Source organism: Hydrogenobacter sp. (assembly GCA_041287335.1).
Lineage (GTDB): Bacteria > Aquificota > Aquificia > Aquificales > Aquificaceae > Hydrogenobacter.
Genome location: JBEULM010000005.1, coordinates 1 through 14643, shown reverse-complemented (window position 1 = coordinate 14643; position 14643 = coordinate 1). Strand labels below are relative to the sequence as shown.

Here is a 14643-nt window from a genome sequence, read left to right as displayed (position 1 = left end):
GAAAAAGAGCCTATGAATCCTCTCGTAGAAAGATTGGAGGACATACTCAAAAGGAGAGTTTTGAGATGAGAGTTTTGCACGTATCCGACCTACATGCTGGGAAAACCTTAGGTAGGATAAACAGAAACGAAGACCTTTACTATGCTCTTGAACAGATAATAAATATATGTAAAGAGGAGAGAATAGACCTTCTTTTGATCGCAGGAGATATATACGATAAGTCACATCCAGACCACGAATCTCAGAACCTGATTCTTGATTTTCTCACCAAAATGCACAGTGTAGGTATCCACACAGTACTTATAGCTGGCAATCATGACAGCTACGATTTTATAAAGTCCTACAAAAATTTAAAGAGGATAGCACGTATACACGCTTTTGACAGACCATGTAAAAATGCCTCAGACTGCATAATAAAGTTTGGAGACCTAACAGTGGCTTGTCTTCCTTATCCAAGCGAAAGGGTACTTACCCATATAGATGAACACACTCAGAAGAGTTACACTCAAAAAGTAGCTCAATATCTGAATGTACTCGCTAAGCAAGTAGAAGGTTCCAGATACACCGTGCTTTTAGCTCACCTTATGGTGGAGAGTGCAAAAGTATCCGGAAGCGAGAGGCAATCCACTGTAGGGGAGTTCTATGCTGTAAAACCAGAACATATCCCTACAGGGTTTGATTACGTTGCTTTGGGACATATACACAGGCATCAGAAGATAAACAAAACGCCAGTGAGAGTTTATTATTCGGGAAGCCCTTACCAGATAGACTTTTCTGAAAAAGGTACACAAAAGTATGTAAATCTTGTAGTGTTTGAAGATGAACCTACTGTAAAACCTATAAGGCTTGATCTAAAAAGAGAGCTTCATGAGGTTGTAATAAGCGTGAAGGAAAGTTTCTCCACAGCGCTGGAAAGTCTAAAAGCCTTAAAAGGTTTGGTGAAGGTGATCTTAAAAACAGATATACGGGATAATACTATCAGCATCAAGAAAAAGCACATAGAGGATATACTGGAAGACAGGCTCGTCAAGTTTGAAGTTGAGTATGAGGGTGAGAGCGCATCCGACAAAGGACACTTGAGTCGTGATCTTGACCTCTTGGAAGCGTATAAAGTGTACTACAAAAATACTTACGGAGTAGAACTCCCCGAAGAGTTAAGAGAAGAGTTTATCAGTGTACGGTGGAGAGCCGAGCATGAGACCCATACTTCTTAGACTTGAGAACTTCACCGCTTACACCAGACCTCAGGAGATAGATTTTTCAGATCTTAATTTTTTCATAATACAAGGTAAAACTGGCGCTGGAAAAACGAGTATCATAGAAGCCATATGTTACGCGCTCTACGGAAAAGTACCACGATACAAAGGGCTTGGTGTTCACGAACACTTACTTTCAAAAGGACAAAGGCGTATGAGAGTTTATTTTGAGTTTTCTGTTAAAGGCAAAAGATATGCCGTAGACAGACTGTATGAGGTGTCAAAATCCCCTGTAGTGAGATTTTACGAAGGTTCAAAACTCCTTAATTTGAAAGTTAAAGAGGTGGAGGAATACATATCTAAGCTTCTCAGTATGGATTACGAAACTTTCACCAAAGTTATAGTGCTACCTCAGGGGCAGTTTGACAGATTCCTAAAACCCAACAAACCTGTAGAACGTAGGGAGATACTTAACAGACTTTTAGGTTATGACGAGATCTTTGAAAAGATGAACCGCATAATAAAGGATACACTGAGCCAGCTGAGGATAAAAAAGGAATCCCTTGATGCCGAATACGAATCCATAAAATACGCTCAGGAGGGCATACTCAGAGAAAAAGAAGAAGAACTTAAGAAAAAGCGACAAAATCTTGAGCATCTTACAAAAGAGAAAGAGGATCTGAGCGCACTTTTACAAAAAGCTATAGAGAAGGAAAGGCTTCAGAAGGAATTATCCGAAAGAGAATCTGAACTTTCAAAGCTTTTGAGCCTTCATGAGGACATCCAAAAAAAACGTGAGAAGTTGTATACAGCCAAAGAGGTTTTAGATTACGCACCTTCTCTGAAAGAGTATGAAGAGCTAAGCGAAAATATCCACAAACTTACTGAAGAGAAAAAGCTCCTTAATATGGAACTGCTCAAGTACAAGGATGAGCTAACTCAAATGGAGGAAGAGCGAAAAAGACTTGAGCAAGAGTACACTAAACTTGACGAGCTTAGATCTAAAGAAAGAGAGCTTGAGATAACAAAAGAGAGATTGATCGCACTTTTGGATCTCCAAAAAAAGATAAACCAAACCTTGACACAAATAGAAGATAGAGAAAAACAGAGAAATAGGTTAAAAGATGAACTCGGTATTCTCCAGGAGGATCTTTCGCAAAAAGAGAAACAACTTTCCGATATAGAACAGAAATTGCTGGAACTTGAGAACGTAGAAGAGGAGTATGCAAAACTTACAGCCATAAAATCCATATACGATCAGCTTCCACATATATATGCGGAAATTGAAAAAACAGAAGAACTGCTTAAACAAAATAAGGAAAGGCTTGTCCTTTTGGAATCTGATGTAAAGAATCTTGAGGGTTCACTTTTTGAAGCGTACGTTCACGAGATAAAAAGTAAGCTCCTCCCTGGAGATATATGTCCTGTATGTGGAAATGAGGTTCATAAGATAGTGACACATCACCGTTCTGAGGATTTGAGCTTTGCACAAATTAGGGAAAAACTTGAAAGTTTACGAAAAGAAGAACAGAATATCATAAACTCCTTAGGAGGCTATGAAAACAGAATAAAAGAGCTTAGACAAAAACATGAAGAGATATTAAGATCAGGTGGCATGAGCCAACAGGAATTTTACATAAAGTATGAGGAGATCAAAAAAAAATATCATCTCTACAAAAGTTTGAAAGAGAAGGAAAAGCAAATAAGACAGGTCTGTGAAAGTTCAAGATCAAAAAAGTCAGAAAAAGAGATAGTCCTCTCTAAACTTGAAGCAAGCTTGGAACATGCAAAAGAACATCTTTCTGAACTTAAAAACCAAGAAGAAACAGAGATGAAGAGACTTTCGGAGATCTTGGGAAGACACGTTAGGGATCCAAAGCGTGAGCTTGGATTACTTGAGGAGGATCTTGGTAAGATAAAAGGAAGGATAGCCTCTGTGCAACATGAATACGAAAATCTGAGGAAATACATGGAGGAGTTAAGAATAAAAGCTTCCCGTATTGAGGAACAGATAAAGCAGAAAGAAAGACTAAAAGAGGATATGAGAACCAGACTCGCCGAGGTAGGCAAGACATTATACCCAGCTTTACAAAAGTTTGGGGACATAGAAAAACTCAAAGAGCTATGCCTTCCTAAGGAAGAAGTGCAAAGGCTTGAAAAGGAAGTTATAGATTACGAAAGACATACCGAGAGCTTAAAAACACAGATAGAACGGTTAAAGAATATCCTCTCAGGGTATCCTCAAGAACTGAGCAGGCAGAGGATTGAAGAGAAGTTGAAGGATTTGGACAAAGTTATATATAGAGTTAATCAGGAAATGGGCATCTTAATAAGGGAGGTACAGGAGATAAGGGAAAAGATAGAAAGAAGAAAAGCCATAGAGCAAGAGATAATAAAGCTAAGCCGGGAGCTTTGGAAGTACGAAGCTCTGGAAAAAGACATGAGAAGTGAAAAGTTTCCCGAATTTGTCAGCAGACACATGCTACAGACTATACTTGATAGAGCGAGCTTTTACCTTCTCAAATTCAGCTCCGGTATTTACGAATTTAAGCTTACAGAAGGGGATCTGTGTGTGATTGATAGAAGCTCAGGACACGAGAGAAGCGTTTTTACTCTGAGTGGAGGGGAGACATTTATTGCGAGTCTTTCACTCGCCTTTGCGGTAAGCGATGTAATCTCTCACAGCGCACCTTTAGAAAGCATGTTTATAGACGAAGGTTTTGGCGCTCTTGATAGGGAAACCAGGGAGTCTCTTGGAGAGTTCTTTGAGCTTATAAAGCTTAATGCGGGAAGGATGGTTGGAATAATAAGCCACCTTGAGGATTTGGCAGAAAAGTTTGATCAGAAGATAGTGGTGGAAAAGCGTGGTGACTACTCAACAATAAGGGTTGAGGTTATATAAAATATTGCTTATGGATAAAGTGATCATAAAGGTGAATGGAAAGGACGTAAAACTTAAGGATTTCCCCAAAAGGGTAACTCACAACGTGATAGTGGGGCTTATAAAAAGCTTAAACCTTGAAGAGGAACCGGAAGATATAGTTATACATGTCAAAGTCAGTAAAGAAGGTAACGGAAGTTCTTGATTTTACAGTTGGTGAAGAAGCTGAAGGTAAAAGACTTGACACTTTTTTAACCAACGCTTATGGAGAGTTTTCAAGGAGCTATATACAGAAGCTCATAGAAGAAGGGTTTGTCTTTATAGACGAGTTGGAGGTGAGAAAGCCCTCTAAAAAAGTGAAAGCTGGACAAAAAATTACCTTTTTTGTACCGAGCGGCGAACCCTTGGAGATAATGCCTGAGGATATACCTTTTGATACGGTGTACGAAGATCAGCACATTATTGTATTAATAAAGCCGTGTGGTCTTGTTGTACATCCTTCTCCGGGGCACTCCCGTGGAACTTTGGTAAACGCCCTGCTTTACAGAGTCAAGGAGCTTTCCGGGATCGGTGGGGTGGAAAGACCTGGGATAGTTCACAGGTTGGATAAAAACACAGCAGGGCTTATGGTGGTTGCAAAAACGGATAAAGCTCACGTGTCCCTTGCAAAGCAGTTCCAGAATAGAACAGTACTAAAACTCTATCATGCTCTGGTGAGCGGGCTTATAAAAGAGGAAAGTGGTGTAATAGAAAAACCCATAGCGAGGCATATAATAGATAGGAAAAGGTTTTCTGTAAGCCAAGATGGAAAGCCGGCAAAGACGGAGTATCGGCTTATAAAAAGGTTTGAAAAGCACAAAGTTAGTCTCTTAGATGTGCGTATCTACACGGGTAGAACTCACCAAATCAGAGTACATCTCTCCTCTTTAGGTTATCCCATTCTTGGTGACACAACATACGGCTTTAAGTCTTCCTCCGTTGACCCAAAGATAAGGGAGCTTATGGGTGATTGCCACATGCTTGTGAGTTACCGCCTTGCTTTTTCACATCCAATCTCGGGTAAATGGATGGATTTTAAAATACAGGATCCTGAACCATTCAGGAGCGTTTTAGCTTTCTTGGAAGATACTTAAAAATAAAGATCTTAACTTTCCTATTACACCTTCCTCTCCCAATATATGGCGGAGTCTGATAAAATCCTCCTTCATTTTCTCCCTAACCTTCTGGGATGTCAAAAGCTTGTCAGCAGATTCGTAGAGAATTTTCCAATCTCTCTGGATTATTTCGGATACAGCCTCCTTCCCAAGCACCAAGTTGGTAAGTGATACCCACTTTACCCTGATAAGCCTCTTACCTATAAAGTATGTAAGAGGATGAACCCTGTAAAAGACTATGTGGGGATTCAAAAGAAGACTTGCTTCAAGTTCGGCTGTTCCGCTTGCAATCAGAGACATCACCGAGTATGACATAACATCGTAAGAAGGCGTAGGCGTGTGAGCTTCGGTGAGGATTTTGACAGGAATGTCCCTAAAGACTTCCTCAAGATATTCCCTGAAAGGTTCAAAAGTGGGAAGCACACCAAAAAGGTCGTATTTCTTGTGAAGCTCCAGAAATACACGCCTTAGATAAGAAGCATGTCTTTTTATCTCACTCCATCTGCTACCGGGAAGAAGCCCTACGATATTTTGCTCGCCTACAAGCTTAAAAAAATTTTCCCGGCTTTGTGAAGGTTTAGCTATATCTACAAGGGGATGTCCTACATAATGCACCTTAAATTTTCCGTAGCTTTCGTAAAGGCTCACCTCAAAGGGAAGGATGACTATGATATGGTCAGCATACTGAGCTATGAGCTTTGCCCTGTTTTCCTTCCAGGCCCACACCTGAGGAGATATGAAGTATACGATCTTCTTAACTTTCCCCCTTGCCTTTTTGAGAAGTGGAAGGTTAAAGGCTGGTGCGTCACAAAGCACAAGCACATCTATATCTTCAAGCAAATTCTGTATCTTCCTGTAGAGCTTGAGAACAAAAGGTACCTTAGGAATAGCCTCAGCGATACCTACAGTGGATAGATCTTCTATCTTAGCTATGCTTTTAAAACCTAAACTTTCAAGCCTTTCATCAGTTATTCCCCATGCATCAATACCCTCAACACCTTTAAATATGTTATAAACGTAATTGCTCGCCGACCTTTCACCTAAGGAAAAAAAGACTCGCATCACTTTTTCAGAAAAAGTTTGAATGTGTCTCCCTTTACCCTCTCAATCCTCAAAGAGAGATCATCAATTTTTAAAAGCATAGCGTGGGATGTGTCTACTTTCCCAGAACTCCAAATGCTTATATACCTATCTGCATATGTGCTTTTGAGAGAGTTTCTAAAAATAGCCTTCAGATATGCACCATCGTGATGCTCCATGATCTCCGTAGAGACTATTTCTAAATAATTATTTTTCTCTACACCCTCTTCCCAAAGCTCTCCAAGCCCTTCTATGGTGATTTCTTCACTAACACCGTACTCAAGGTCCTCTTCATCTATCTCCCTAACAAATCTCCATACTTTCTCCTTTACGAGTTCCTCTATTCTTATAAGCTTTTCAAGGATAGCTTTTCTGTAAACTTCATCTACAGGCACAGTCTATATTATATCATTCAAAGTACTCAGCACCACAGTTTTGTGTCTCCCAGACTACTACCTTTTGAAGCGAAGGGTACCTCTCTTTAACCTTGTGATAAAGCCACTTAGCTATGTTCTCGGCACTCGGAGAAAAATCAAAAATATCGTTGAGAAGCTTGTAGTCTGGAAGTAGCTCTTTTAGAAAGCTGTCTATTTGAACAAAGTCAAAACCCATTCCCCCTTTGTCTAAGCTGTCAGCCTTTATATGAACTTCTGCTTTCCACGTGTGTCCGTGGAGAGGCTCAGGAGATCCATGGTAATCGGTCAAAAAGTGTGCAGAATTAAATTCCCTTTTTACTACAATTATCCACGGCATAGTGTATAATTTTACAGCATGAAAGCTCTCATAATGGCAGGGGGAAGCGGAACACGTCTTTGGCCCCTCTCAAGAGAAAAGTACCCCAAGCAATTTCTAAAAGTACTTGGAGATAAATCCCTCCTCAAGCTCACTTATGAAAGGCTCCTAAACTTTTTGGACCACAGTGACATAATGATAGCTACATCTTATGAGTATGAGTATCACGTCAGAAACCACCTTTATCCCTACGAAGGCTACTCGCTCATCCTTGAACCTGAGAAAAAAAACACGGGACCCACGGTGATGCTCGGGATACTCTTTGCACTTGAAAAGCTCTCATCTTCGGAGGATGATGTCCTGTTCGTTGTGCCTTCTGATCACTATCTTTCTCCAACGGAGAAATACGTAAGCTATTTAAAGTTTGGTGCAAAGTTAGCAATGATGGGCTATATAGTAACCTTTGGCATAAAACCCTCGTATCCAGATACCAACTTTGGTTATATAAAGCTCGGCAAAAGCATACTCTCGGAAGGGGACTATACAGCATACCAGATGGAACGTTTCGTTGAAAAGCCATCTTACACCGTAGCACAAAACTTTTTGGAAGAAGGCTCTTATATGTGGAATTCGGGTAACTTTGCCCTTACCTTAAAAACAGGTCTTGAGGAGATAAAGGAAAACGCTCCCGAATTGTGGCAGTTTGCACGCGAAGGATTTGAACACGCTTTGGAGAATTACTCAAAACTCCCCGAGATAGCCTTTGATTACATAGAGATGGAAAAAACCAAAAAGGGAGCAGTCATACCTATGGATATAAATTGGAGTGATGTAGGCTCCTTTGAAGGGCTTTACAAAGTGCTTCCTGTGAATGACAGAGGAAACGCACACGTAGGGGATACCCTAATAATGGATGCTGAAAATACCTTAGCATACAGCACTGAAAGATTAGTGGCTCTAATAGGAGTCAGTGATGTGGCTGTAATAGAGGAAAGAGATGCAGTACTTGTTGTAAGAAGGGATGCGTCTCACAAAGTGAGGGATCTCGTAAATAAGCTCAAAAGTATGGGAAGAAGAGAGGCAAAGTACCACGTGGAAATTCACGAAAGGTGGGGCAGAAGGCTTCTGCTTGATGAGGGAAACACTTACAAGATATATAGGTTAACCATTTATCCACAAAGGGAAATAGGTCCGCATATGCACATGCACAGCACGAGAACATGGATGATACTTAGCGGTACGCTCTTATTTAATGTGAAGAGTGAGGAAAAGTTTGTGAGTGTAGGTGATAGTTGCTTTGCAGGTAAGGCTACCCCCTATTTTATCAAAAATCAGGGCTTTATCCCTGCGGAACTCATAGAGGTAAGGGTAGGAGAGTATTTGGGAGATGAGGATGTTATCCCACAATAAACTCAAAGGCTCTGTATGAGCTTCTAACATTTGGACCGCTTGCCACATACTTAAACCCTAAAGATAAAGCGATACTACGCAATTCCTCAAACTCTTCCTGCGTGTAATACTTTACTACCGGATGGTGTTCAAGTGAAGGCTGGTAATACTGTCCTATGGTGAGGAAGTCACACCGGACATCCCTCAAATCCTCCATTACGGATATTATCTCCTCTTTTGTCTCTCCAAAACCTAAAATAATGGCTGATTTGGTGAATGTGTGTGACGAGATCTCTTTACTCTTCTTTAGAATGCTCAAGCTTCTTTCGTAGTTCGCTCCCTTCCTCACCTTGGGATAGAGTCTCGGCACCGTTTCCACGTTGTGGTTTAAAACGTCAGGTTTGGCATCAAGCACCACCTTAAGAGATTCCGTTGAACCTTTAAAATCAGGTACAAGCACTTCAACTTTGACATCTTTTAGGTGATCTTTTATAAGTCTTATGCATCTGGCGAACTGCTCGGCTCCACCATCTGGCAAGTCATCCCTAGTTACCGACGTTATCACCACGTACCTTAACCTCATTCTCCTGACAGCATCAAAAAGCCTAAATGGCTCTTCCTCACTTGGAGGTTTGGGTTTCCCTTTAGATATGTTACAGAAACTACAACCCCTTGTACAAACGTCTCCCAATATCATAAAGGTAGCTGTTCCAGAACTGAAGCACTCGGAGATGTTGGGGCATCTGGACTCCTCGCATACAGTACTTAACCTCAACTCCCTTAACAACCTCTTTACCGTGTGGGTTTGTGAAAGTATAAGGGTGGGCTTAGTCATTCTTATAAGTATATCTCCTGAACAAGCTCACCATCGTAAGAAAGTCTATCAAGTATAGCCTTCCCCCGCATTGAGTTTAAGGGTATCTCTATGCTTTGACTTCCCCTTTTGACTATTATAGCTTTATCCGTTATCTCTATACTATCAGGTACATCATTGGATCCATGTATGTATATATTTTTTCTAAAAAGATCTTCTCTCGTATAAAGGTTCTTCATGATTTTGACCTCCTTTTTTTTTACAATTGTATACGTTGAGAGAATCCCTTCCATGATCTTTCTCTTAAAATAAGAGACATATGGAGGAAAACTTCATTGAGCTGTGTCTTGAAGAAGCAAGAGAGGCTTTCAAATTGGGAGAAATACCCGTAGGATGCGTGATAGTCAAGGACGGTGAACTCATAGCAAAGGCGCACAATCTCACTCAAAAACTTAGAGATCCCACCGCTCATGCTGAGATGTTAGCTATTAAAAAGGCATCTGAAAAGCTCGGCGAGAAGTATCTTCATGGATGCGAACTTTACGTTAGCCTTGAGCCTTGTCTTATGTGCAGTTACGCTATGATCTTGAGGAGAGTTGAAAGGCTTATCTTTTTAGCTCAAGATTATAAACATGGCGGTGTTATAAGTCTTTATAACCTGTTTGATGACGTCAGGCTCAACCATAAGGTAAAGTGGGAGTATATACCTGTAGATGAGGCTCAGAAGTTACTTAAGGATTTTTTCAAAAGCTTGAGATCTCAACGTTGAGTTGTCATCATATAAGCTATAAATATGGTGATAAGATACGTGATAAGTACTATGGCAAAAAGGGAAATGGCAACCGCCAAAGCTTTTTCATCCCTTATCTTCCCGTACTTCATAGTGAGCCTGCCCTCTCAGTATCAAACTTAAAATGTATAGGACGAAGATAACACCACCTATGACCGCCATCAGTGTTCCTACACCCATAACTATGAGAGAAAAAAGTACAAAAGGATCCTCCGTATAGCCTGTGCCATAAGTCTTTCTTGGAGCCCCGCCCCTTCCAGCAAAATAAAGCCCCAGTATGAAAAGTGTCATTCCAATGCCGTAAAGGTAAGGCTGAAACCTTACAACTGAACTCAAGCTCCGCACATAACCATACTCTTTTACAAGTCTGTATGAGACAGCCATCAAAGCCAAAGTGAGGCTTGTTACAGTCCCATGATAATGAGCTGGAACGCGAAGGTCAGCCTTTATACCTGCGTAAGCTATCAGTACACCAAGAAAGTAAAGAATCAGGGAAAGCGTAAGAGCCGAGGAAAAGGGGTTTTTCCAGTCAAATTTTATATTTCTCACCACATTAAAGGCGTGAAAAAACATAGGGATACCCAAACCTATAGCATAACTTACTTCGGTAAATATCTTTGCCGATCTGGAGACAGGATCTGTATAAAGTATAGGTACAGAAAAAAGCAAAAAACCGAAGAATAAAAAAGAAAGATTGGCAAACCTCAAAAGACCGAGCTTTTTCTCCACACCCAATAAAGTAATGAGGTAGTACCAAGCGTATAAGAGTATGGCACCGTTCAAAAATTGTTGTATATGTCCAGGCGCCCAAAAGAGCCTTTCGTAAAATATATACACATTGGAAGGATCACCTGCACGTAGATAAGAAGGGATCACTGCGATGATCATAAAAACACCGAGTATAACGCTGACACTCACTGCATTCTTTATCGGATCGTAAGATAAGATATCACTAAATGCACGTTTTAAAGCGTTCAAAGCGAGTAGGGTAAAGCCTGAAAAGAAGAAAATAATACCTGCGAAAAAGAGCGGATGAACTATAGTGGGAAGATAGTTGTTGGACACTGCTGTACCCTTACCCAAAAAAGCCGAAAGAGCTACACCCAAAAAGCCAAGCAGGGAAATATAAAAAGCTAACCTATTTTCAATTTCATACACCCTACTCCACACAAGAAGGGTAAAGGAAAGTAGAAATATCACTATAGCCAGATCCACATGTCCTATTAAAGCGTAATAAAAGTATCCAGGCGGAAAGTATTGATAAACTCCTGGAGTTCTTGCCATAGCTACAACAAAAGCGAGAAAACCTCCCAGACCAAGCGAAACTATGGAGAGTAGAAACCACTTTCTTTCCATGCTTATCTATCTTATCATATCAAAAACCATAACTGAGAAAAGAAGTGCAAGATATACGATGGAGTAAAAGAAAAGAAACATACCTTTAGAGTCTTTGGAAAAGAAAAATCTTAAAGTGAGGACAAGATAAATAAGGCTCAAGGTAAAAGCTGTGAAAAAGTATATCTTACCAGCTACACCGTATAAAGTTGGGAGTAAACTCACGGGAAAAAGTGCTGCGGTATACAGAAGAGTTCTCACCTTAGTTTGAAAAATACCTTTTACCACGGGGAGTGTGGGTACATTCGCTTTTTTGTAATCCTCAGCGTACTTTACCGCAAGTACCCAGAAGTGAGGAGGCTGCCAGATAAACATTATAAGAAAGAGAATGAGAGGTTCCATACCAAACTGCCCGGTAACGGATGTGTAGCCTATGACAGGGGGAAGCGCTCCTGAAACACCTCCTATTTCCGTAGCTAATGGGCTTTTCCTTTTGAGAGCCAGCGTGTAAACAACTACGTAAAAAAAGGATGCGATAGCTGTAAAAAATGTGGCAACTGGATTTACGAAAACCACCATTATGTAAAAGGATCCTGCAAGCAATATCACACCAAAGATTAGAGCGTTGAGAGGATTTATACTTCCCGATGGTATGGGTCTACCTTTTGTTCTTGACATGATGGCATCTATGTCCCTGTCAAAAAACTGATTTAGTACCGCAGATCCTGCAGATGCCAGTCCAGTACCGAGTAAGGACCAGAAGATGAGCCACGGATCGGGAAAGCCCTTTTTTGCCAGATACATTCCCGTGAGCGCGGTTATAAGTACGAGCATAACTATGCCCGGTTTTGTGAGTAAGATATAATCCCTTACCACGCTTCTGTAGAGAGCAACAGCCTTCACTACCATGCTTCCTTCACCTTAAGGTTTATTGTAGGTTTTGTCTGTACGTTGTAGGTAAGCCATGCAAAGAGGAAAAATCCCATAGCGGTGTCCATAAAGCTAAGTGGCAGGAAAAAGCCTGTAAGCACCATAGATACCGCAAACAGGAACTGTATGTTTATAAAGATAAAAGCTAAAAGGGTAGTTCTGCTATAGCTGGTAAGGAGGGCAAGCAAAAAGGCAAGCCAAGTGGTGTAAGCTAAGTTCCTGTGTACAAATTGGAGGGCGACCTTCCAGGACGTAAAGTCTGGGATAATGTTTCCGTTGCATGTAGGCCATTCGTGTCCACATGCCTCACCAGAACCAGTATATCTTACCAATACTCCTGTTATCATGGTTATTAAGGCAAAGATGTAAGCGTAGATAGGCACACCCTCTTGCTTGCTATCCCTGTATATAAATCTGTATGTCAGCACGAGAAAACCAAGTATTATCATAGATTCGTATATATGCACGGACTCTAAAAGCATGTGAGATATGTACTTCAGATGGGGTGTCTCGGCTTTTATCATCTTCATGCCTGTTAGTGCAGCGCTGAAGGTAAAAAGAAGTGCAACAGTTGATGTAAACCTGGGAATACCTCTCTTTTTTCTCCACACGTATACAAAGGTCAAAAGGGTAAATACACCAGCAAGACTGCTTACCGTTCTGTGTCCCATTTCAAGTTTTGCAGCAGTATCCTTAGGAAGTTCAAAACTTCCATAACATAAAGGCCAGCTTGGACAGGCAAGTCCCGAATCCGAGGATCTCACCAATCCTCCCCACACCATAACTATGTATGTAAAGACGATCGCCGAGATTATGAAGGCTCTTAACATAACAGCTCCTCCATAAGGATCAATTATAAGCTTGTTTTTGTCAGTCCACAGAAGATATATTTAAAGATCATGTTGTACAAGGATCTAAACGAAGGAACACGGGAAGATCTGAAAAATTACTTTCAAGAAAGGGATTATATGGTTATAGCTGTCCCAAAACACGAACTTATGAGAGTTTACGTCTTGAGAGCTGGAAGGAGTGTAGAAACTGCAAGAAGGATACACGGTCTTGATGAAGAGAAAGCAAAGGTTTTAGGAGAGGCACTAATTTCTTCTCTATTGCTCACGTCTTGTGTTAAACATGCTACAAAACAGAAAGTGCTTCTTAAACTGAATCTTCAAGATGGGGTGGTTGTTGCTGAAGCTGATGCGACAGGTAAGGTGAGAGGCTTTATTGAAGGGGAGGTAAGAAAACCTTGGAATGGTACACTTACAGTCATAAAAGAGCTTAACCTAGGTACTCCTTACACAAGCGTAGTACCCATAGTAAGTGACAGCATAAAGGAAAATCTCGCTTACTATTTTGAGCAATCCGAACAGATAAAAACCTTAGTAGATATGTCTGTATTACTTGATCCCGAAGGTAGGGTATTAACAGCAAGCGGGTATCTCGTTCAGAAAATGGGTGGTATGTACGAAAGTGTAGATATGAATCTTGAAGATCTCCTGGCAAGAAAGGCACGTCCAGAGGATATAGCGCATATAATACTTAAAGATAAAGAGCCAAGACTTATAGGACTTAAGGAAATAGAGTACTACTGTCCGTGCAACGAAGAGATCGCCAGATCAAGTCTCTCTTTGCTCGAAGAAAATGAGCTTGAGGAAATACTAAGTGATGGTCCCGCACAGGTAGTATGCAAATTCTGTGGTAGAGTTTACAGATTTACAAAGGATATGTTATAATAATAAAAATTAAGACCGCACCTTTTCCGCTTGGGTTGCCCGAAAGGGTCAAGGAAAAGGGTGGCAAAACCCAAGGAGGTATAGTATGGCAGTAATCTCAATGAGAGACCTGCTTGAGGCAGGCGTGCATTTTGGTCACTCAAAAGGCAGATGGAATCCCAAAATGGCACCTTTTCTGTATGGTGTCAGGAATGGTATCCACATCATTGACTTGAACAAAACAGTCATATACTTAGAGCAAGCGTATAACTTCATCGCGGATAAAGTTGCAGAAGGGGCGGAAATACTCTTTTTAGGTACAAAAAAACAGGCTAAGGACGTCATAAAAGAAGAAGCCGAAAGGGCTGGTGTACCCTACATCAATGAAAGATGGGTAGGTGGACTTCTCACCAACTTCAGGACAGTAAAGAAAAGTATGCTCAAGCTCAAAACTCTTGAAAGGATGGAAGCTGAAGGTGTGTTTGATGTTCTTCCCAAAAAGGAAGTGAGAGTGATGAGGAGAAAGATGGAACGCCTTCGCAAGCTCTACGGAGGTATACTCAATCTGGAAAGGGTACCTGATATCATATGGATCGTTGATACTGTGAGGGAACACATAGCATTGCAAGA

Annotated in this window: 17 protein-coding genes; 8 read left to right on the top strand and 9 right to left on the bottom strand. The window is 40.8% G+C overall.

The genetic code is table 11. The features are described from left to right. From sbcD to ABWK04_00745, 4 genes are all read left to right on the top strand, one after another. The coding region (gene sbcD / locus ABWK04_00760; GenBank protein ID MEZ0360415.1) for an exonuclease subunit SbcD at positions 1-1214 on the top strand (1214 nt) is incomplete at its 5' end. Next, positions 1195-4098: an AAA family ATPase gene (locus tag ABWK04_00755; protein MEZ0360414.1), complete on the top strand. Its 2904-nt coding sequence runs from the start codon at positions 1195-1197 to the stop codon at positions 4096-4098. The genes sbcD and ABWK04_00755, both read left to right, overlap by 20 nt. Positions 4099-4108: 10 nt before the next feature. Continuing rightward, positions 4109-4282 (top strand): hypothetical protein, encoded by a 174-nt coding sequence (locus tag ABWK04_00750; GenBank protein MEZ0360413.1) that lies wholly within the window; start codon positions 4109-4111, stop codon positions 4280-4282. After that, on the top strand, positions 4245-5210 hold the full coding sequence (locus ABWK04_00745) for an RluA family pseudouridine synthase (protein ID MEZ0360412.1): 966 nt from the start codon (positions 4245-4247) through the stop codon (positions 5208-5210). Before ABWK04_00750 ends, ABWK04_00745 begins: the two co-directional genes overlap by 38 nt. On the opposite strand, the gene lpxB is transcribed toward ABWK04_00745, so the two are convergent. From lpxB to ABWK04_00730, 3 genes are read right to left on the bottom strand one after another with little or no spacing between them, the layout of a single operon-like run. Continuing rightward, entirely contained in the window at positions 5187-6293 is a 1107-nt protein-coding gene (gene lpxB, locus ABWK04_00740) for a lipid-A-disaccharide synthase (protein MEZ0360411.1), read from the bottom strand. The genes ABWK04_00745 and lpxB overlap by 24 nt on opposite strands. Further along, positions 6293-6706, bottom strand: a complete 414-nt coding sequence (locus tag ABWK04_00735) for a hypothetical protein (GenBank protein MEZ0360410.1) — start codon at positions 6704-6706, stop codon at positions 6293-6295. The genes lpxB and ABWK04_00735 overlap by 1 nt, the downstream gene beginning before the upstream one ends. Before the next feature lie 13 nt (positions 6707-6719). Beyond that, entirely contained in the window at positions 6720-7064 is a 345-nt protein-coding gene (locus tag ABWK04_00730; GenBank protein ID MEZ0360409.1) for a 6-carboxytetrahydropterin synthase, read from the bottom strand. 18 nt (positions 7065-7082) lie between these two features. On the opposite strand from ABWK04_00730, the gene ABWK04_00725 reads away from it, so the two are divergent. Beyond that, positions 7083-8453 (top strand): mannose-1-phosphate guanylyltransferase/mannose-6-phosphate isomerase, encoded by a 1371-nt coding sequence (locus ABWK04_00725; GenBank protein MEZ0360408.1) that lies wholly within the window; start codon positions 7083-7085, stop codon positions 8451-8453. Here ABWK04_00725 and lipA read toward each other — a convergent pair. Together lipA and ABWK04_00715 are read right to left on the bottom strand one after the other, a co-directional pair. Continuing rightward, positions 8440-9267, bottom strand: coding sequence for a lipoyl synthase (gene lipA / locus ABWK04_00720; GenBank protein ID MEZ0360407.1), 828 nt, complete (start codon positions 9265-9267; stop codon positions 8440-8442). The genes ABWK04_00725 and lipA overlap by 14 nt on opposite strands. A 2-nt stretch (positions 9268-9269) precedes the next feature. After that, entirely contained in the window at positions 9270-9485 is a 216-nt protein-coding gene (locus tag ABWK04_00715) for a pantothenate kinase (protein ID MEZ0360406.1), read from the bottom strand. Positions 9486-9565: 80 nt separating this feature from the next. Here ABWK04_00715 and ABWK04_00710 point away from each other — a divergent pair, with 80 nt between their 5' ends. Continuing rightward, positions 9566-10015 (top strand): nucleoside deaminase, encoded by a 450-nt coding sequence (locus ABWK04_00710; protein MEZ0360405.1) that lies wholly within the window; start codon positions 9566-9568, stop codon positions 10013-10015. Here the strand turns inward: ABWK04_00710 and ABWK04_00705 are convergent. The 4 genes from ABWK04_00705 to ABWK04_00690 are packed head-to-tail and all read right to left on the bottom strand — an operon-like array spanning position 10006 to position 13131. Further along, entirely contained in the window at positions 10006-10128 is a 123-nt protein-coding gene (locus ABWK04_00705; GenBank protein ID MEZ0360404.1) for a hypothetical protein, read from the bottom strand. The two genes, ABWK04_00710 and ABWK04_00705, sit on opposite strands and share 10 nt — an antisense overlap. Beyond that, on the bottom strand, positions 10103-11392 hold the full coding sequence (locus tag ABWK04_00700) for a cytochrome C oxidase subunit I (protein ID MEZ0360403.1): 1290 nt from the start codon (positions 11390-11392) through the stop codon (positions 10103-10105). The genes ABWK04_00705 and ABWK04_00700 overlap by 26 nt, the downstream gene beginning before the upstream one ends. 6 nt (positions 11393-11398) lie before the next feature. After that, positions 11399-12280, bottom strand: a complete 882-nt coding sequence (gene cyoE / locus ABWK04_00695; protein MEZ0360402.1) for a heme o synthase — start codon at positions 12278-12280, stop codon at positions 11399-11401. Further along, positions 12274-13131 (bottom strand): COX15/CtaA family protein, encoded by an 858-nt coding sequence (locus ABWK04_00690; GenBank protein MEZ0360401.1) that lies wholly within the window; start codon positions 13129-13131, stop codon positions 12274-12276. The genes cyoE and ABWK04_00690 overlap by 7 nt, the downstream gene beginning before the upstream one ends. Positions 13132-13200: 69 nt before the next feature. On the opposite strand from ABWK04_00690, the gene ABWK04_00685 reads away from it, so the two are divergent. Next, complete coding sequence (locus ABWK04_00685; GenBank protein MEZ0360400.1) at positions 13201-14034, top strand: Hsp33 family molecular chaperone HslO; 834 nt, start codon at positions 13201-13203, stop codon at positions 14032-14034. An 85-nt stretch (positions 14035-14119) separates the two neighbouring features. Then, a partial coding sequence (rpsB, locus tag ABWK04_00680; protein ID MEZ0360399.1) for a 30S ribosomal protein S2 occupies positions 14120-14643 on the top strand: 524 nt, incomplete at its 3' end.

What these genes read in the sequence shown, in the direction of transcription:
- ABWK04_00755 (MEZ0360414.1), top strand. Translation starts at nt 1,195, where the DNA reads ATGAGACCCATACTTCTTAGACTTGAGAACTTCACCGCTTACACCAGA.
- ABWK04_00750 (MEZ0360413.1), top strand. Translation starts at nt 4,109, where the DNA reads ATGGATAAAGTGATCATAAAGGTGAATGGAAAGGACGTAAAACTTAAG.
- ABWK04_00745 (MEZ0360412.1), top strand. Translation starts at nt 4,245, where the DNA reads ATGTCAAAGTCAGTAAAGAAGGTAACGGAAGTTCTTGATTTTACAGTT.
- lpxB (MEZ0360411.1), bottom strand. Translation starts at nt 6,293, where the DNA reads ATGCGAGTCTTTTTTTCCTTAGGTGAAAGGTCGGCGAGCAATTACGTT.
- ABWK04_00730 (MEZ0360409.1), bottom strand. Translation starts at nt 7,064, where the DNA reads ATGCCGTGGATAATTGTAGTAAAAAGGGAATTTAATTCTGCACACTTT.
- ABWK04_00725 (MEZ0360408.1), top strand. Translation starts at nt 7,083, where the DNA reads ATGAAAGCTCTCATAATGGCAGGGGGAAGCGGAACACGTCTTTGGCCC.
- lipA (MEZ0360407.1), bottom strand. Translation starts at nt 9,267, where the DNA reads ATGACTAAGCCCACCCTTATACTTTCACAAACCCACACGGTAAAGAGG.
- ABWK04_00715 (MEZ0360406.1), bottom strand. Translation starts at nt 9,485, where the DNA reads ATGAAGAACCTTTATACGAGAGAAGATCTTTTTAGAAAAAATATATAC.
- ABWK04_00710 (MEZ0360405.1), top strand. Translation starts at nt 9,566, where the DNA reads ATGGAGGAAAACTTCATTGAGCTGTGTCTTGAAGAAGCAAGAGAGGCT.
- ABWK04_00705 (MEZ0360404.1), bottom strand. Translation starts at nt 10,128, where the DNA reads ATGAAGTACGGGAAGATAAGGGATGAAAAAGCTTTGGCGGTTGCCATT.
- ABWK04_00700 (MEZ0360403.1), bottom strand. Translation starts at nt 11,392, where the DNA reads ATGGAAAGAAAGTGGTTTCTACTCTCCATAGTTTCGCTTGGTCTGGGA.
- cyoE (MEZ0360402.1), bottom strand. Translation starts at nt 12,280, where the DNA reads ATGGTAGTGAAGGCTGTTGCTCTCTACAGAAGCGTGGTAAGGGATTAT.
- ABWK04_00690 (MEZ0360401.1), bottom strand. Translation starts at nt 13,131, where the DNA reads ATGTTAAGAGCCTTCATAATCTCGGCGATCGTCTTTACATACATAGTT.
- ABWK04_00685 (MEZ0360400.1), top strand. Translation starts at nt 13,201, where the DNA reads ATGTTGTACAAGGATCTAAACGAAGGAACACGGGAAGATCTGAAAAAT.